Annotated in this window: 14 protein-coding genes; 9 read left to right on the top strand and 5 right to left on the bottom strand. The window is 61.8% G+C overall.

Annotation, left to right across the window (positions count from 1 at the left end; all coding sequences use genetic code 11):
* Nucleotides 1-70: 70 nt before the first annotated feature.
* From CCGE525_RS08370 to CCGE525_RS08350, 5 genes are all read right to left on the bottom strand, one after another.
* Nucleotides 71-730 carry a TetR/AcrR family transcriptional regulator gene (locus tag CCGE525_RS08370; protein WP_120703878.1) on the bottom strand — a complete coding sequence of 220 codons (660 nt, stop codon included), beginning with the start codon at nt 728-730 and terminating at the stop codon, nt 71-73.
* 103 nt (nt 731-833) lie between these two features.
* Nucleotides 834-1,451 (bottom strand): GNAT family N-acetyltransferase, encoded by a 618-nt coding sequence (locus CCGE525_RS08365; protein ID WP_120703877.1) that lies wholly within the window; start codon nt 1,449-1,451, stop codon nt 834-836.
* Between the two features lie 68 nt (nt 1,452-1,519).
* Nucleotides 1,520-1,678, bottom strand: coding sequence for a type II toxin-antitoxin system RelE/ParE family toxin (locus tag CCGE525_RS39810; RefSeq protein ID WP_425375895.1), 159 nt, complete (start codon nt 1,676-1,678; stop codon nt 1,520-1,522).
* Between the two features lie 105 nt (nt 1,679-1,783).
* Entirely contained in the window at nt 1,784-2,029 is a 246-nt protein-coding gene (locus CCGE525_RS08355) for a type II toxin-antitoxin system ParD family antitoxin (protein WP_120703876.1), read from the bottom strand.
* Between the two features lie 96 nt (nt 2,030-2,125).
* Nucleotides 2,126-3,784 carry an acyl-CoA dehydrogenase family protein gene (locus tag CCGE525_RS08350; RefSeq protein ID WP_120706324.1) on the bottom strand — a complete coding sequence of 553 codons (1,659 nt, stop codon included), beginning with the start codon at nt 3,782-3,784 and terminating at the stop codon, nt 2,126-2,128.
* Between the two features lie 185 nt (nt 3,785-3,969).
* Between CCGE525_RS08350 and CCGE525_RS08345 the strand changes: the two genes are divergently transcribed.
* The 9 genes from CCGE525_RS08345 (at nt 3,970) to CCGE525_RS08305 (ending at nt 15,284) form a co-directional block, all read left to right on the top strand.
* A complete protein-coding gene (locus CCGE525_RS08345) occupies nt 3,970-4,926 on the top strand; it encodes an aspartate carbamoyltransferase catalytic subunit (RefSeq protein ID WP_120703875.1) in 957 nt (318 codons plus the stop codon).
* Complete coding sequence (locus CCGE525_RS08340; RefSeq protein ID WP_120703874.1) at nt 4,923-6,212, top strand: dihydroorotase; 1,290 nt, start codon at nt 4,923-4,925, stop codon at nt 6,210-6,212. Before CCGE525_RS08345 ends, CCGE525_RS08340 begins: the two co-directional genes overlap by 4 nt.
* Nucleotides 6,213-6,244: 32 nt before the next feature.
* The gene (plsY, locus tag CCGE525_RS08335) at nt 6,245-6,862 is read left to right on the top strand and encodes a glycerol-3-phosphate 1-O-acyltransferase PlsY (RefSeq protein ID WP_120703873.1); all 618 of its coding nucleotides are present in this window, start codon (nt 6,245-6,247) and stop codon (nt 6,860-6,862) included.
* The gene (dprA, locus tag CCGE525_RS08330; protein WP_120703872.1) at nt 6,862-8,013 is read left to right on the top strand and encodes a DNA-processing protein DprA; all 1,152 of its coding nucleotides are present in this window, start codon (nt 6,862-6,864) and stop codon (nt 8,011-8,013) included. The genes plsY and dprA overlap by 1 nt, the downstream gene beginning before the upstream one ends.
* Nucleotides 8,014-8,253: 240 nt before the next feature.
* On the top strand, nt 8,254-10,932 hold the full coding sequence (gene topA / locus CCGE525_RS08325; protein ID WP_120703871.1) for a type I DNA topoisomerase: 2,679 nt from the start codon (nt 8,254-8,256) through the stop codon (nt 10,930-10,932).
* A complete protein-coding gene (gene rnr, locus CCGE525_RS08320; RefSeq protein ID WP_120703870.1) occupies nt 10,929-13,307 on the top strand; it encodes a ribonuclease R in 2,379 nt (792 codons plus the stop codon). The genes topA and rnr overlap by 4 nt, the downstream gene beginning before the upstream one ends.
* Before the next feature lie 30 nt (nt 13,308-13,337).
* On the top strand, nt 13,338-13,793 hold the full coding sequence (locus CCGE525_RS08315; protein WP_120703869.1) for a DUF983 domain-containing protein: 456 nt from the start codon (nt 13,338-13,340) through the stop codon (nt 13,791-13,793).
* The gene (locus CCGE525_RS08310) at nt 13,790-14,089 is read left to right on the top strand and encodes a hypothetical protein (RefSeq protein ID WP_162950140.1); all 300 of its coding nucleotides are present in this window, start codon (nt 13,790-13,792) and stop codon (nt 14,087-14,089) included. Before CCGE525_RS08315 ends, CCGE525_RS08310 begins: the two co-directional genes overlap by 4 nt.
* Before the next feature lie 10 nt (nt 14,090-14,099).
* Complete coding sequence (locus CCGE525_RS08305) at nt 14,100-15,284, top strand: MFS transporter (RefSeq protein ID WP_120703867.1); 1,185 nt, start codon at nt 14,100-14,102, stop codon at nt 15,282-15,284.
* Nucleotides 15,285-15,359 lie beyond the last annotated feature (75 nt).

The following is a 15,359-nucleotide window of genomic DNA, read 5'->3' as shown; positions in this document are numbered from 1 at the left end:
CGCAATGTAAACCAATTGTTAAGGTTAACGGCCGGGTGGAATTGTGGATATCTCCCGCGCGGCTGCACCGTCAGCCGTAAACGCCGCGTACGATCCGCTTCAACGCTATGGCCGCCTTCTCCCAATCCTTTGGCGTTTTCAGAGCAAGACCGGCGCATTGGCCGCTGACGGCCGCCGAGAGAACGAGATGCTGAATGGCGGCGAAGATCATGGCATTGACACCGATCGTGTCGATCCCCTTCGGTGGCGTCAGCGAGCCGCGCATGCGCTCGATCCAACCGGCAAGCGCTTTCGAGCGGGCTTCCGACAGCCGCCGCACCTGCTCGGTATTCTCGGACACCTCCCAGGCGACGATCCGGCGCATCAGCGGGTCGGCGCGCAATGCGTCGAGGAAAAGCAGGGCCAGCCGCTCCATCAGGTCGCCATAGGTCAACAGGAACATGCCGCCCGTATCGTCGGGGATGCGGTCCTTCACCCAGCTTCCGAGATCGGTGCCGATCGCCTCCACCAGGCCATCGAGGCCACCATAGTAGCGATAGATCAGTTGCTTGTCGCAGCCGGCGCCGCGCGCGACGGCGTTGATGCCGAAATTCTGGAACCCCTCCTCCGCCAACAGCCGCTTCGCGGCATCCAGGATCGCCTGCTCGGTCGCGGCGCGGTTACGCACCCGCTTCGCCGGCTCTGCCGGCGTTTCGATCGAGTTTTTCAGAACGGCGTTTGCGCTCGGCATCGTGTCGGCTCCAACCTGTCACCAGCCGGTGAATAACAAGCCGCGTACAAGTGAACAACGACGCGATGAGCTTCGATACATTTAAAACCGTGGAATCCACAGATTAGAGAGATTGGCCGAACCAGACGGTGCTTTCGGAGGCCAATCCCGGCGGCAGTTCCAGCCGGGAGAAACCCCGCGATGCCCAGAAGCGCACCCCGTTGTGGTTGCCGACATTTGCCCCAAGATGCACGCCTTTAAGGCCGTGGGCGCGGGCGTTGGATAGCCATTTTTCCAGAAGCGCGCTGCCGATGCCCTGCCCCTGCGTGCGCGGCAGAAGATTCATGTGAATATGCGCCGGGAACGGATCGGTGAGAGCTGCGGGTGTTCGCTTCGGATGGTGGATCTGCGATATCCGGCGCTGGTCGGCATCCCAAAGTTCGGGATCGCCCGCGGGATCGGCATACACCAAACGCAGATTCGGCCACCACTCGCGCTCCAGGCGCTGCTCGAAAGCAACGGTATCGAAGACGCCTACGATATAGCCGCAGACGCCCTCGTCATCTTGGGCGACGAAGGCCATCTCGGGATGAAGCGTGGCGTAAGGCACGGAATAGATGTGCCCGATCAACCGGCCATCACGGTGAAGCGCCGTCGCATCCTTGCCAGCATCGCCGGTAACCAGGGAGATGACATAGAGCTGATCGGTGTCATCGGGTTGGACGGGGCGGATGTTGATCATAAGGAGCCTCTACGATAGGTCCGGAATATCATGTTCGCAGGATAAAAAAGCCTAGACCAAAGAACACGTCAAAGATGAGGGCTCACGTCCATTCGCTGATGCAATATACGAATAATGGCGATCTCGGAATCCTGCTGCCGATAATAGATTAGGTGGGAACCGACGGAGTATTTAAAATAACCCTCACGGATGTCAGCGCGACGACCGGCTTTGAGACCCGAGGCCAGTCCCTCAAAGGCATCAATGATATCGGCATGGTAGGCTTCCGCCTATAGCGCCAGATTTCTTCGAGATCACTCTCCGCAAGCGGCGATAGGCTATACCTACCGGACTTACTCGCCATATGCCGCTCGCATCCGCTTCAGGAATGCGGCGTTGTCGAAGGGAGCCGGTTTCCCGGATTCTCCCCCCGCGATCAGTGCGTTCTGAAGAACCTTGACCTTCGCCTCGTGTTCTTCCAGCAGGCGCAACCCGGCCCGGACGACATCGCTGGCGGAGCCGTATCGACCCGTCTGCACTTGCGCATCGATGAAGGCGTTGAAATGCTCACCGAGCGAAATAGATGTGTTGCGGGCCATAGGCAACTCCTTGCTGATACCAATATATAATAATTATTGGTATCACATCAACCATAGATGCCATCGCGAACCCGATGTCTCCGTTGAACGACAGTTTCAAGTCGCCGGCGGGTAGAGCAGATCCACGATGTAGCTCGCATCGAAGCGGGCATCCAGCATGCCGTAGGTGGCGCGCCAGCCGCCCGCCAGACGGGTTTCGATGAAGGCATCGGCGATCTTACCCGCACCCAGGCGATAGAGTTCGGCGGCGCCGGCGGCGAGTGCCATCTGCTCGATCAGCAGACGGGCCGCCCCCTCGTCCTGCTGGCAAAGCGCCATGGCGGCGCGCAGAACGTCGATGGTCTTCTTGCCGGCCGGACCGAGATCGCGGGCAAGGCCGGCGAAGACGGTTTCGAACAGGTCTCTGCCCCGGTTCAGAACGCGCAGCACGTCGAGCGCCATCACGTTGCCGGAGCCTTCCCAGATCGCATTGACGGGGGCTTCACGATAGTGGCGGGCGATCGGACGCTCCTCGATATAGCCGCTGCCGCCGATGCACTCCATCGCCTCGTAGATAAGCGCGGGCGCGATCTTGCAGCACCAATATTTGGCGACCGGAGTCATGACGCGGGCGTAAGCGGCATCTTCACTGCTGCTGCTCGCCTTGTCGAAGGCTTCCGCCAGGCGGAAGGCGAGTGCGGTCGCGGCGGCGACATCAAGCGCCATGTCGGCAAGCACGCGCGTCATGATCGGCTGATGAACCAGCATCTTGCCGAAAACGCTGCGGCCCCGGGCATGGTGCACAGCTTCGGCCAGCGATGCGCGCATGATACCGGCGGACGCCAGCGCGCAGTCGAGGCGCGTCAGTGTCACCATGTCGAGAATAGTGCGAATACCGCCGTCGGGGGCGCCGAGCAGGAAGCCGAATGTATCGCTGAATTCGACTTCGGATGACGCATTCGAGCGATTGCCGAGCTTGTCCTTCAGCCGCTGAAACTGCAGGCCATTGGCGGAGCCGTCTTCGAGCAGCCGCGGCACCAGGAAACACCCCATGCCGTCCTTGGTCTGCGCCAGCATGATGAAGGCGTCGCTCATCGGCGCCGACATGAACCATTTATGGCCCGAGAGCCGGTAGATGCCGTCGCTGACCTTGTCGGCAGTCGTCTTGTTGGCGCGCACATCCGTGCCGCCCTGCTTTTCCGTCATGCCCATGCCGATGGTGACGGCGCTCTTCTGCATGGCCGGTTTGTTGGACGAATCATATTTGCGCGACAGAATCTTCGGCGCCCAATCCTTCTGCACCGCCGGAGACGCCATCATTGCTGCGACCGAGGCGCTGGTCATGGTCAGCGGGCAGAGATGGCCGCATTCCAACTGTGCCGTCAGATAAAAGCGCGCGGCGCGAACTTTGTGCGACTGGCCTTTAGCTTCCGGGTCGGCCTGAGGATCCCAGATCGAGGAGTGCAGACCCGACGACATGGAGCGGCGCATCAGCGCATGCCAGGCCGGATGAAACTCGACCACATCCAGCCGTTCGCCGCGCGGGCCATGCGTGCGCAGCTGCGGCACACCCTGGTTCGCCATGCGCGCCAGTTCCTGCGCTTCGTGCGAAGTGACGTAGCGGCCCATCTGCTCCAGATCTTCACGCGTCGAGCGCGGCAGACCGGACGTCAAATCGACGATCAGCGGATCGGACCGATAGGCATTGATGCCGGTCCAGAGGCTCGGCTGGTTCAGTTCGGCAAATGTGTCTTCAGTCCGGGTCGGTTGGGTCATGGATCGCTTGTAGAACAAGAGGGTTGCAAAAGGAAACTGGAAGTTTCGTCTCCCAACAGCATAGCTGCTGTAGCGAGATTCGGGCGAAATTGCATGGGGAACAAACGGGCGTGACGAAAGCCCGCGCTTGCCCCTGAGGCACTCCCTCTTTATAGACCCCCTGACGAAATCCGGAGGGCAGCTTTATGGTCTTCTTTCCCCACCGCCACCTCATCGGCATCAAGGGCCTCACCGAACAAGATATCACCTATCTTCTCGACAAGGCCGACGAGGCGGTGAAGATCAGCCGCCAGCGCGAAAAGAAGACATCGACGCTTCGCGGCTTGACACAGATCAATCTCTTTTTCGAAGCTTCGACCCGCACACAGGCCTCATTCGAGCTTGCCGGCAAGCGGCTCGGCGCCGACGTCATGAACATGTCGGTCGGCAATTCCTCCGTAAAAAAAGGCGAAACGCTGATCGACACGGCGATGACGCTGAATGCCATGCGGCCGGATGTCCTTGTCATCCGCCATTCCAGCGCAGGTGCCGCCTCGCTCCTGGCGCAAAAGGTTTCCTGCTCCGTCGTCAATGCAGGTGACGGCCAGCACGAGCATCCGACGCAGGCACTGCTCGACGCGCTGACCATCCGCCGTGCCAAGGGCAAGCTTTCACGCATCATTGTCGCGATCTGCGGCGATGTGCTGCATTCGCGCGTCGCACGCTCAAATATCCTGCTGCTGAACGCCATGGGTGCCCGGGTTCGCGTCGTCGCACCCGCCACGCTGCTGCCCGCCGGGATCGCCGACATGGGCGTCGAAGTCTTCCATTCGATGAAGGAAGGGCTGAAGGACGCCGACGTAGTGATGATGCTGCGGCTGCAGCGCGAGCGCATGTCCGGTGCCTTCGTGCCGTCAGTGCGCGAATACTTTCATTTCTATGGGCTCGATGCGGAGACGCTGAAGGCGGCCAAGGAGGATGCGCTGGTCATGCATCCCGGTCCGATGAACCGCGGCGTCGAGATTGCCTCCGAAGTGGCCGACGGCCCGCAAAGCGTCATCGCCGAACAGGTCGAAATGGGTGTCGCGGTGCGCATGGCGGTCATGGAGGCGCTACTGATCTCACAAAACCAGGGGCCGCGCACCGAGGGAACTGGCGCATGAGCAACTCGATCGTCCTCCAGAATGTCCGGATCATCGATCCCTCACGCAATCTCGACGAGGTCGGCACGATCATCGTCGAAAACGGCGTCATCCTGGCCGCCGGCAAGGATGTGGCGGGTCATGCAGCGCCGAAGGTGACGAAGGTACGGGATTGCACCGGGCTCGTCGCCGTACCGGGCCTCGTCGACGCCCGCGTCCATGTCGGAGAGCCCGGCGGCGAACATCGCGAGACCATCGCTTCGGCGAGCCGCGCGGCTGCGGCGGGCGGCGTTACCTCGTTCATCATGATGCCGGATACCGATCCTGTCATCGACGACATAGCGCTGGTCGAGTTCGTGAAAAAGACGGCGCGCGACACGGCCGTTGTCAACGTCTATCCGGCAGCGGCGATCACCAAAGGCCTCGCCGGCGAGGAGATGACGGAAATCGGCCTCCTCAGGGAAGCCGGTGCCGTGGTCTTCACCGACGCGCATTCCGGCGTCCACGACACGCAGATCCTGCGCCGCATCATGACCTATGCGCGCGAATTCGGCGCGGTTGTCTCCTGCGAGACCCGAGACAAATATCTTGGCGCCAATGGCGTCATGCACGAGGGGCTGCTCGCGAGCTGGCTTGGGCTGTCGGGCATTCCGAAGGAAGCCGAGCTCATCCCGCTCGAGCGCGATCTCAGGATCGCGGCGCTGACCCGCAGCCACTATCACGCGGCGATGATCTCGGTGCCTGAATCGGCTGAGGCCATCCGCGTCGCCCGCACGCGCGGCGCAAAGGTCACCTGCGGCATCTCGATCAACAATCTGGCCCTCAACGAAAACGACATCGGCGAATACCGCACTTTCTTCAAGCTCTATCCGCCGCTGCGCTCCGAAGATGACCGCACGGCCATGATCGAGGCGCTTGCAGACGGCACCATCGACATCATCGTTTCCTCGCACGACCCGCAGGATGTGGATGCCAAGCGCCTGCCTTTCGGAGAGGCTGAGGACGGCGCGGTCGGTCTGGAAACACTGCTCGCCGCCGCACTTCGCCTGCATCACAGTGGCGAAGTGAGCCTGATGAGGCTGATCGACGCCCTGTCGACACGGCCGGCGCAGATCTTCGGTCTCGATGCCGGGACGCTAAAGCCCGGTGCCAAAGCGGATATCGCTTTGATCGATCTCGATGAGCCTTGGCTTGTCGCCAAAGACATGCTTCTTTCGCGCTCGAAGAATACACCATTCGAAGATGCGCGAATGACCGGGAGAGCGGTCGCGACCTATGTCGCGGGCGAGCTGGTTCACGGTCTCTAGGCAAAGATGGGACTTAGGGGGAACAAAAAGTAATGGCGGATTTCTGGACATGGCAGTTGACCCTGCCGACGGCGCTCGCAGCTATTGTCATCGGCTACCTGCTCGGCTCCATCCCCTTCGGCCTGGTTCTAACGCGCATGGCCGGTCTCGGCGATGTCCGCAAGATCGGCTCCGGCAATATCGGCGCAACCAATGTGCTGCGCACTGGCAACAAGCCGTTGGCGGCGGCAACGCTCCTGCTCGATGCCTTCAAGGGGACGGCTGTCGTGCTGGTCGTTTCGCATTTCTTTGGTGAGGATGCGGGCGTGCTCGCCGGCTTTGCGGCCTTCATCGGTCACATCTTCCCGGTCTGGATCGGCTTCAAGGGCGGCAAGGGCGTTGCGACCTATCTGGGTATTCTCCTGGGTCTCGCGCCGTTGATGGCCTTGATCTTCGCCATCGTCTGGCTGGCCATTGCCTTCACCACCCGCTATTCCTCGCTCTCCGCACTGGTTGCAACCCTTGTCATTCCGGTTGCATTATGGATATTGGGTGCCGACAAGATTGCCGCGGCCATGGCTGTGATGACCATCATCTGCTGGTACAAGCACAAAGCCAATATTATCCGGCTGACCGCCGGCAATGAAAGCAAGATCGGAGCGAAGGGGTAATGGCAACAGGCAGCGCAGGACTAACCGGAATCGCGCTGACCGAAAAACAAAGAATCGCCTGGCTCCGCCTGATCCGTTCCGACAATGTCGGCCCCTCCACCTTTCGCGACCTCATTCGTCATTACGGCTCAGCCGAAGCCGCACTCGCCGCCTTGCCGGAACTTTCGCAGCGCGGCGGCTCGACGCGGGCGATCCGCATCGCCAGCGAGCAGGATGCGCTGCGTGAACTGGAAACCGCGCATCGTTTCGGCGCCCGCTTCGTCGGCATCGGTGAACCAGACTATCCGCAGGCGCTGAGACAGATCGACGGCGCGCCGCCGCTTTTGGCCGTCAAGGGCAGTCTGCCGGCAGCGACCCGGCCTGCAATCGGCATCGTCGGTTCGCGCAATGCTTCGATCAGTGGCGCCAAGTTCACCGCGATGATCGCCCGCGCTTGCGGCCAGGCCGGTTATGCTGTCGTCTCCGGCCTTGCCCGCGGGATCGATACGGCGGCACACCGCGCCAGCCTGGAAACCGGCACGATCGCCGCCATGGCCGGCGGGCTCGACCAGCCCTATCCGCCCGAGAATGTCGGCCTGCTGAATGAGATATGGGACCGCAACGGTCTTGCCGTCAGCGAAATGCCTTTCGGCTGGGAGCCACGGGCGCGCGATTTCCCGCGCCGCAACCGGCTGATATCGGGCATCTCGCTTGGCGTCGTCGTGGTCGAGGCGGCAACGCGCTCCGGCTCGCTGATCACCGCGCGGCTTGCCGGCGAGTTCGGCCGGTTGGTGTTCGCCGTACCCGGTTCGCCGCTCGATCCGCGCTGCGAGGGCACCAATGGATTGCTGAAAGACGGCGCGATGATCGTGACCAGTCCTGATGACGTCATCGAGGCGCTGAGGCCGCTGGCTGAGCCCGATCTTTTCCGCCCGCAGCTTGCCGAAGCACCGGCAGAAAGGAGCGGCAAACCGCTGTCGGTGCCACCGGATGATACCGACCGCTGGCAGATCATCGATGCGCTCGGGCCGACGCCGGTTGAGATCGATGATATCATTCGGCACACCGGCCTATCGGTATCCTCCGTCCATTCCGTGCTTCTCGAACTGGACATGGCCGGCCGGTTGCATCGGCACCCCGGCGGACTGGTGTCGATTTCGATGCTGGATTGAAAGTGTCGCGGACCATCCCGATATGATGGCAGCAACCGCAGGGGGCATGCGAAAACGTTTATTCAGGATTGTAGCATTGATGTCATCCAACAAGGATCGTATCGCAGCGCCGACCGCAAAATTCGACTTCGCCTCTTGACCGCGACGAATTCCCTGTCCATGTCGGAAGGCCGGGGAGACTAAAATACCCGGTCTCTCCTGCGCCTTTTTCCGGCGCGACCTCGTATTCAGAGATTTATGATGAACGTTGTAGTGGTGGAATCGCCTGCCAAGGCCAAGACAATCAACAAATATCTGGGACCCGGATATAAGGTTCTTGCTTCCTTCGGCCATGTGCGTGACCTGCCCGCCAAAGACGGTTCGGTGCTGCCGGATCAAGATTTCGAGATGCTCTGGGAAGTCGATGGCGCTTCGCAAAAGCGCATGAAGGACATCGCCGACGCGGTGAAATCCTCCGACGGCCTGATTCTCGCGACCGACCCGGATCGCGAAGGCGAAGCGATTTCCTGGCACGTGCTCGACCTCTTGAACAAGAAGCGCGTCATCAACGGCAAGCCGGTGAAGCGCGTCGTCTTCAATGCCATCACCAAGAAGGCAGTGCTCGATGCGATGGCCGAGCCGCGCGACATCGACGTGCCGCTGGTCGACGCCTATCTTGCTCGCCGCGCCCTCGACTATCTCGTCGGCTTCAATCTGTCGCCGGTGCTGTGGCGCAAGCTGCCGGGTGCCCGCTCGGCCGGCCGCGTGCAGTCAGTGGCCTTGCGCCTCGTCTGCGACCGCGAGTCGGAGATCGAACGTTTCATCTCCGAAGAATACTGGAATCTCTCGGCGATCCTGAAGACACCGCGCGGTGACGAATTCGAAGCGCGGCTCGTCGCGGCCAACGGCAAGCGCCTGCAGCCGCGCTCGATCGGTAATGGCGAAGACGCCGGCAAGCTGAAGGCGCTGCTGGAAGGCGCGGCTTACGTCGTCGATACGGTCGAGGCAAAGCCGGTCAAGCGCAATCCGAGCCCGCCTTTCACCACGTCCACTCTGCAGCAGGCCGCCTCCTCCAAGCTCGGCTTCTCGGCATCCCGCACGATGCAGATCGCGCAGAAGCTCTATGAAGGCGTCGATATTGGCGGCGAGACCGTCGGTCTCATCACCTATATGCGTACGGACGGTGTGCAGATGGCGCCGGAAGCGATCGACGCGGCACGGCGCTCGATCGCCGATCAGTTCGGCAATCGCTATCTGCCGGAAAAGGCACGCTTCTATTCGACCAAGGCGAAGAACGCTCAAGAGGCGCACGAGGCGATACGTCCGACCGATTTCGATCGCTCGCCGGATCGCGTCCGCAACTTCCTCGATGCCGATCAGATCAGGCTCTATGACCTCATCTGGAAGCGCGGCATTGCCAGCCAGATGGCCTCGGCCGAGATCGAGCGGACCACCGTCGAGATCCTGGCTGATAATGCCGGCCAGAAGGCCGGTCTGCGCGCTGTCGGGTCGGTGATCCGCTTCGATGGCTTCATCGCCGCCTACACCGACCAGAAGGAAGACGGCGAGCAGAGCGACGATGCAGACGACGAGGATGGCCGCCTGCCGGAGATCAATGCGCGCGAAAACCTCGCCAAGCAGAAGATCAATTCGACCCAGCACTTCACCGAGCCGCCGCCGCGTTATTCGGAAGCATCGCTGATCAAGAAGATGGAAGAGCTCGGCATCGGCCGCCCGTCGACCTATGCGGCAACACTGGCGACGCTGCGCGACCGCGACTATGTGACGATCGACAAGCGCAAGCTGGTGCCGCAAGCCAAGGGCCGGCTCGTCACGGCCTTCCTCGAAAGCTTCTTCACGAAATACGTCGAATACGACTTCACTGCCGATCTCGAGGAGAAGCTCGATCGCATCTCCGCCGGCGAATTGAACTGGAAGGACGTGCTGCGCGACTTCTGGCGCGATTTCTTTGCCCAGATCGAGGATACGAAGGAGCTGCGCGTCACCAATGTCCTCGACGCGCTGAACGAAGCGCTCGCACCGCTGGTCTTCCCGAAGCGGGAAGACGGCGGCGACCCGCGTATCTGCCAGGTCTGCGGCACGGGCAACCTGTCGCTGAAACTCGGCAAATACGGCGCCTTCATCGGCTGCTCGAACTATCCGGAATGCAACTACACGCGCCAGCTTTCCTCGGAAGGCGGCACAGAGGCCGAAGCCACCGGCTTGAACGAACCGAAGGCACTCGGCACCGATCCGGTAACCGGCGAGGAGCTGACGCTGCGTTCCGGTCGCTTCGGGCCCTATATCCAGCGCGGCGACGGCAAGGAAGCCAAGCGCGCCTCGCTGCCGAAGGGTTGGAAGCCCGAGGATATCGACTATGAAAAGGCCATGGCGCTGATCTCGCTTCCGCGCGATATTGGCAAACATCCGGAAAGCGGCAAGATGATTTCGTCCGGCATCGGCCGCTACGGGCCGTTCCTGCTGCATGACGGCAGCTATGCCAATCTCGAGACGGTCGAGGATGTTTTCACCGTCGGCCTCAACCGCGCCGTAACCGTTCTGGCTGAAAAGCAGAGCAAGGCCGCCGGCGGCGGAGCACGCGGCGGCACGCCAGCAGCATTGAAGGATCTCGGCGAACATCCGGACGGCGGCGGCACGATTACTGTTCGTGACGGCAAATACGGACCCTACGTCAATTGGGGCAAGGTCAATGCGACCCTGCCGAAGGGTACGGATCCGCAGGCGATCACGGTTGAAGAAGCCCTGGCGCTGATCGCTGCAAAGGCCGGCAAATCCGGTGGCGCGAAGCCGGCAAAGGCCAAGACCGCGGCTGCCGCCAGCAAGACGACGAAGACTGCGGCCAAGCCAAAGGCCAAGACGGCTACAAAGGCTCCCGCCAAGGCGAAAACGGCCAAGACAACGAAGAAGAGCGCAGAGTGAGCAGAGAACCGCGCGGCAGGATTTCATCGTCGGAGCGACGCCCCGGCAAGGCTGGCCGCGCGACGAAAAACAGCGGCAATCAGGAACCGATGATGGCGATCGTCCACGGCGTGCTGCCGCCGCGCGAAGTCATTCTGCGCTTCATCGCCGAGCACCCTCAGCAGGCTTCCAAGCGGGAGCTTGCCAAGGCCTTCGGATTGAAGGGCGAGAGCCGTGTCGCGCTCAAGAACCTCCTGCGTGAGCTTGAAGAAGACGGCATGGTGCAGAAGAGCCGCAAGTCGCTCATCCGCCCCGGGGCACTACCGCCGATCGCCGTCCTCGACATCACCACGCGCGACAAGGACGGCGAACTGATCGGCCGTCCCACCGAATGGCCGGAGGAAAACGGTGTGGCACCGGCCGTGCTGATCAAGCAATCCTCCTCGCCCGCCGGCCGCAACGGCAAGGGCAAGGCACCCGTCGCCGGCATGGGCGACCGCATCCTCGCCAAGATTTTTCCGGCTGTCGATCGCGGCGGTCCGGCCTATTCCGGGCGCATCATCAGGGTCATCGACAAGCGTCTGGCCGCGACCGTGGGTGTCTTCCGCGAAACGCCGGGCGGCGGTGGGCGGCTGATGCCGATCGAGCGGCGCGGCGAGGAAATGGTCATCGATCCGGATTATACCGGCGACGCCAAGGACGGCGATCTGGTCGAAGTCGAAGTGGCCCGCCTCGGCCGCTTTGGCCTGCCGCGCGCCAAGGTGCTGTCGGTGGTCGGCTCCGTCGCCTCGGAAAAGGCGATCTCGATGATCGCCATCCATGCGCACGGCATTCCGCATGTCTTCCCGCAAGCCGCCATTGCCGAAGCGGACGCCGCCAAGCCTGCCACCATGTCGCATCGCGAGGATTGGCGCAGCCTGCCGCTGATCACCATCGACCCTGCTGACGCCAAGGACCATGACGACGCGGTCTACGCTGAAATGGATCCCTCTCCGGACAATCCCGGCGGCGTAATCGTCAACGTCGCGATCGCGGACGTCTCCTGGTATGTCCGCCCCGGCTCCGCGCTGGATCGCGAGGCGCTGAAACGCGGCAATTCGGTCTACTTCCCGGATCGCGTCGTGCCGATGCTGCCCGAGCGCATTTCCAACGATCTCTGTTCCCTCAAGGAAGGCGTCGACCGCCCCGCCCTTGCCGTGCGGATGGTCTTTTCCAAGGAAGGCCGCAAGGCGGGCCACAGCTTTCATCGCATCATGATGAAGAGTGCCGCCAAACTCTCCTATCAACAGGCGCAGGCGGCGATCGACGGCAAGCCGGACGACAAGACCGGGCCGATGCTGGAACCGATCCTCAAGCCGCTTTGGCATGCCTATGAGATCATGAGGCGCGGCCGCGACCGGCGCCAGCCGCTCGAACTCGACATGCTTGAACGCAAGATCCTGCTGAAGCCGGACGGCACAGTGGACCGGGTCTTCGTGCCGCCGCGTCTCGACGCCCACAAACTCATCGAAGAAATGATGATCCAGGCGAATGTCGCCGCTGCCGAAACGCTGGAAAAGAAGCGCCAGGTGCTGATCTACCGCATCCACGACGGCCCGACGCTTGCCAAGCAGGAAGTGCTGCGCGAATTCCTTGCGACGCTCGGCATCTCGCTCGTCAAGGGTGGGAATGTCCGGGCCAACAGCTTCAACGGTATTCTGGCGAAGGCCGAAGGCACGGCGCATCAGACCATGGTCAACGAGATGGTGCTGCGCTCACAGAGCCAGGCGATCTACAGCCCTGACAATATTGGGCATTTCGGCCTGAACCTGATGAAATACGCGCATTTCACCTCGCCGATCCGCCGCTATGCGGATTTGATCGTGCATCGCGCGCTCGTGGGCTCGCTTGGCTTCGGCGAAGGCGGCATTACGCCGGACGAGGAAGCAACCCTCGACGATATCGCTGCTGAAATTTCGACCTTCGAACGCCGCGCTATGGCTGCCGAGCGCGAGACGGTCGACCGGCTGATTGCGCACCATCTCGCCGGACGCATCGGCGAGGAATTCGAGGCCCGTGTCGGCGGTGTCACCAAATCGGGACTTTTTGTCACCCTGCCCGACTATGGCGCCGACGGCTTCATCCCTATATCTACGCTCGGCTCCGACTATTTCATTTATGACGAGGCGCATCAGGCGTTGACGGGTGAAAAGACGGGGCTCGGCTTTCGCCTCGGCGACAGCGTCACAGTGCGTCTGGCGGAAGCGATCCCGCTTGCCGGTGCTTTGCGCTTCGAAATGCTCAGCGATGGCCGCGACATGCCCACGGCGGTGCGCTCCTTCCACAAGGCGACGCGACGCAATAAGACCCCGGCACGCAAAGCGCCGGGAACAAGGCCGCCGCGCGGGCGCCGATAAACGGCGGCTGCCGGCAGGAAGGAAATGTTCATGACGAGCAGCCCGCCCGATCCCATGACCCGCTATGGCGGCCCCGACGAGGCAGAACGCCCGCTCGGGCGCTCGATTGTCCGCGGCCTGCTGAACCGCTGCCCGCACTGCGGCACGGGAAAGCTCTTCGGCGCCTTCTTAAAGCCCGTCGATCGTTGCGCCGTCTGCGGCGAGGAGCTGTTCCATCAGCGTGCCGACGACCTGCCGCCCTATCTGGTGGTTCTGGTGCTCGGCCATGTCGTCGTCGGTGGCTATTTGCTGACCGATACGGTCTTTCACCTGCCGATCTGGGCGCATCTCGCAATATGGGCTCCGATCACCGTGATCACCGCGCTTGCCGTGATCCAACCGATCAAGGGCGGCGTCATCGGCCTGCAATGGGCCCTACGGATGCATGGCTTCGGCGGCCATGACGACAGTCCGGAAGAATGGGATCAGAGGAACGGCCGCTCGTGAACGATGTGCTCGAACGGATATCACCAGCCTTGCCGGCTGGCGGGTGCCGGCGTGCCCCATTACTCCCTTCGGACAGAACCGGCATCGATCCACCATATATTCGTGATTCGCGGGAATTGCTTGAACTCCAATGGCTTGACATTGGCGGCATTTCTTGTCTGAACATGCCGGGCGTCGAGAGGATCATTCCGGAGGATGTGATCGATCCCATGAAAGCCGACCCGTCACCTGGATTTGGCCGAGCCGTGCCTTTCTATCTTCTGCGTTGCGAACGATTCGTTCGCCACATGCTCTAAGGATCAATTCATGTTTGAACCGACGAACGGCAAGGCCGGCCAAGTCGAAGAAATTCATTGGCCTTCGCTCGTCGCCGCCATTTCGTCCGTTTCCGCTGTCGGCATCGCTATCGGCCTTGGCCTTCCGCTTCTCAGCATCATCCTGGAAAAACGCGGCATTCCCTCGAGCCTGATCGGGCTCAATACGGCGATGATGGGGATCGCCGCAATGATAGCGGCGCTGATCACCACCAAGCTTGCCCACCGATTTGGTGTCGTGCAGACGATGATCTGGGCCGTCGTGCTCTCCGCGCTGAGCTCGCTCGGGTTCTATTACGCCGAAAGCCTGCTGCTCTGGTTTCCGCTGCGCCTGATCTTCCACGGGTCCACCACCACCCTCTTCATCCTGTCGGAATTCTGGATCAATGCCGCCTCCCCGCCCTCCAAGCGCGGCTTCGTTCTCGGCCTCTATTCCACAGTTTTCTCGCTCGGCTTCGCGGCCGGGCCCCTGCTTTTCTCGCTGGTCGGCAGCGAGGGGCTGATGCCCTTCATCATCGGCGCCTGCATCATTCTGGCGGCGACGATTCCGATTTTCATCGCCCGCAACGAGAGTCCCATCGTCGACGAAAAGCCGGAACTGCACTTCATCCGTTACGTCTTCCTGGTACCGACGGCCACGGCTGCCGTCTTCGTGTTCGGCGCCGTGACCGTCGGCGGGGGATCGCTGTTCACCAGCTATGCGACTCGTCTGGGCTTCAACGAATCACAGGCCGCACTTCTGCTGACCGTGATGGGCGTCGGCAACTTTGTCTTTCAGATCCCCCTGGGGCTGCTTGCCGACCACCTGCGCGACAAGCGGACGCTACTGTCGATCATGGCAGCCATCGGCCTGATCGGCGCGCTCCTATTGCCCTCGCTTGCCTCGAATTGGATACTTCTGGCGGTTATCCTGCTGTTCTGGGGCGGTTGCGTCTCCGGCATGTATACGGTGGGCCTGAGCCACCTCGGAACGCGGCTGACGGGCGCGGATCTTGTGGCGGCCAATGCCGCTTTCGTTTTCTGTTATGCAGTTGGCATGGTCCTCGGCCCGCCGGCGATCGGTACTGCCATGGATATTGCCAACCCCAGCGGTTTTGCCTGGGCAATCGCCTTTTTCTTTGGGCTTTATGTCCTGCTTTCGGCGATACGGGTGCTTTTCATGGGCAGCAGGGGTTGACTTTTCGGGCGCGATTTGTAGTTTCGCGCCAGAATTTGCCGTGGACCTCCGCACTGGCCGTCCACGGCTTTCATT

Origin of the sequence: Rhizobium jaguaris (genome assembly GCF_003627755.1) — a bacterium.
GTDB classification, from domain to species: Bacteria; Pseudomonadota; Alphaproteobacteria; order Rhizobiales; family Rhizobiaceae; genus Rhizobium; species Rhizobium jaguaris.
The sequence above is the reverse complement of the archived record's forward strand: the minus strand, read 5'-3'. Positions and strand labels throughout refer to the sequence as shown.

Coding starts and splice junctions, on each gene's coding strand:
- CCGE525_RS08370 (WP_120703878.1), bottom strand. CDS start 730: ATGCCGAGCGCAAACGCCGTTCTGAAAAACTCGATCGAAACGCCGGCA.
- CCGE525_RS08365 (WP_120703877.1), bottom strand. CDS start 1,451: ATGATCAACATCCGCCCCGTCCAACCCGATGACACCGATCAGCTCTAT.
- CCGE525_RS08355 (WP_120703876.1), bottom strand. CDS start 2,029: ATGGCCCGCAACACATCTATTTCGCTCGGTGAGCATTTCAACGCCTTC.
- CCGE525_RS08350 (WP_120706324.1), bottom strand. CDS start 3,784: ATGACCCAACCGACCCGGACTGAAGACACATTTGCCGAACTGAACCAG.
- CCGE525_RS08345 (WP_120703875.1), top strand. CDS start 3,970: ATGGTCTTCTTTCCCCACCGCCACCTCATCGGCATCAAGGGCCTCACC.
- CCGE525_RS08340 (WP_120703874.1), top strand. CDS start 4,923: ATGAGCAACTCGATCGTCCTCCAGAATGTCCGGATCATCGATCCCTCA.
- plsY (WP_120703873.1), top strand. CDS start 6,245: ATGGCGGATTTCTGGACATGGCAGTTGACCCTGCCGACGGCGCTCGCA.
- dprA (WP_120703872.1), top strand. CDS start 6,862: ATGGCAACAGGCAGCGCAGGACTAACCGGAATCGCGCTGACCGAAAAA.
- topA (WP_120703871.1), top strand. CDS start 8,254: ATGAACGTTGTAGTGGTGGAATCGCCTGCCAAGGCCAAGACAATCAAC.
- CCGE525_RS08315 (WP_120703869.1), top strand. CDS start 13,338: ATGACGAGCAGCCCGCCCGATCCCATGACCCGCTATGGCGGCCCCGAC.
- CCGE525_RS08305 (WP_120703867.1), top strand. CDS start 14,100: ATGTTTGAACCGACGAACGGCAAGGCCGGCCAAGTCGAAGAAATTCAT.